General features: G+C 59.6%; 1 protein-coding gene and 1 pseudogene. Both read left to right on the forward strand.

The features are described 5' to 3' along the window. Positions 1-371 (forward strand): annotated as a pseudogene (locus ABFY71_RS18645) (methyl-accepting chemotaxis protein); the annotation flags it as partial. Positions 372-532: 161 nt separating this feature from the next. Next, a partial coding sequence (locus ABFY71_RS18650; protein ID WP_347947368.1) for a Cache 3/Cache 2 fusion domain-containing protein occupies positions 533-1667 on the forward strand: 1135 nt, incomplete at its 3' end.

Consider the following 1667-nt stretch of genomic DNA (forward strand, 5'->3'; position numbering starts at 1 on the left):
CCTCCAATGCGTTGATGGACGGTATTGCCAGGGAAAGCCGGGAGCAGGCCTCGTCGATCGAGGAGGTCAACGCGGCGGTGCGCACCATGGACGAAATGACCCAGCACAATGCGGCGCTGGTGGAGGAGATCAATGCCGCCATCGAGCAGACCGAGACACAAGCTTCCGAGCTGGACCGGATCGTTGACATTTTTGCCATCGACGAAACCTCGGTAAAGGCTCGCCATTCGGTCAATTCCCTGGCCCCGATGGCGCCGGCAGCAGGGCTTGTTCAAGGGGCGCGCGGCCTGCAAGACAAGCTGCATGCGGCGACAATGTCATATCGCTCCCAGGGCAATGCAGCGGTCGAGCGGGACTGGACCGAATCCTGACATTTGCGCAGACCGGTCTGGCCTGATGCAGCGGGGGTAAGACCCTGTTGCTGACTGGCGGCGGTGAAGGTTGCCAAGCAACCGGACGTTAAGAAGTTTGGGCCTATATTTTCTACCATACAAGATGGTGTGTTCCGCACCCAGGGGGGATGGGTCAGTTCATGAAAACCAAGTCCGGATTTTGGGGAAATATCAAACTAACCACGGCGATTGCCGGATTGGTACTGACGAGCATTGTGGTCACGATCGTGGCCTATACGCTCAGCGGCTATTTCGCCCTGCGCGAGCAATCGATCAATCAGAGTGTCGTGCAGCAGGAGGCCAATCTGCAGGTGGCAGGTGCGCTGCTGGAAAAGCGTCTGTCCGGATCGGTGCTGACCTGGGCCGAAGACGGCACAATTGCGGCGTTTCAAACCTATAGCATACCGTTCTTTCACGACACGGGGGCGGTCGACTCGGTGATCCATATCACCAAGGGTGAGGCCGCTATTTTCACCCTCGATTCTGAAACCGGCGAATTCGTTGCCAAATCGACCACCTTTGAGGCTGCTGACGGGGAACGCGTCATCGGTTTTGCTATTGACCCGACCTCGCCCCAACACGCGGCGCTGCTTGCCAGCCAGACCTATTTCGGCACGGTGACGATGCAGGGAACGCAATATTTCGGCGCCTTCCAGCCCATCGGCAATCTCAAGGGCGAGCTGCTGGGGGCTTTTTTTGTAGGTAGTGACGCGTCGATGGCAGCGGCTAGTGCCAATGAAGCAGTGCCGGGCATGGCGATGATGGGGCTGGTACTGCTCGTCGCACTCGGCGCGATCAGTTTGGTGGTTACACGTCTGCTGATGCGCCCCATTCCGCGGATTGCCTCAGCCATGGAAGCCATTGCCGGTGGCGATTTCGCCACTGAAGTACCCTTTGTAACGCGTGGCAATGAGTTAGGCGCGATGGCGCGGGCGGTTGAAGTGTTCAGGGCCAATGGCCTGCGGGTCAGTGAACTGACCGAGGCCGAGGCGGCGCGGATTATCGCCGATCAGGCCGATCGCCAACAGATGATGAGCGAACTGCAATCGGCGTTTGGTGCGGTGGTGGACGCCGCCATTGCCGGCGACTTCGGCCAGCAAATTGGCGTGGAGTTCCCCGATCCTGAACTGAACGGCCTGGCGGCCAGCATCAATTCGCTGGTCGCGACGGTCAATCGTGGGGTGAGCGAGACGGGTGAGGTGCTGGCTGCCCTGGCCAACACCGATCTGACGCAGCGGATGGAAGGGGACTATGAGGGGGCCTTTGCCAAGCTCA

Source organism: Devosia alba (assembly GCF_039938915.1).
GTDB lineage: Bacteria > Pseudomonadota > Alphaproteobacteria > Rhizobiales > Devosiaceae > Devosia > Devosia alba.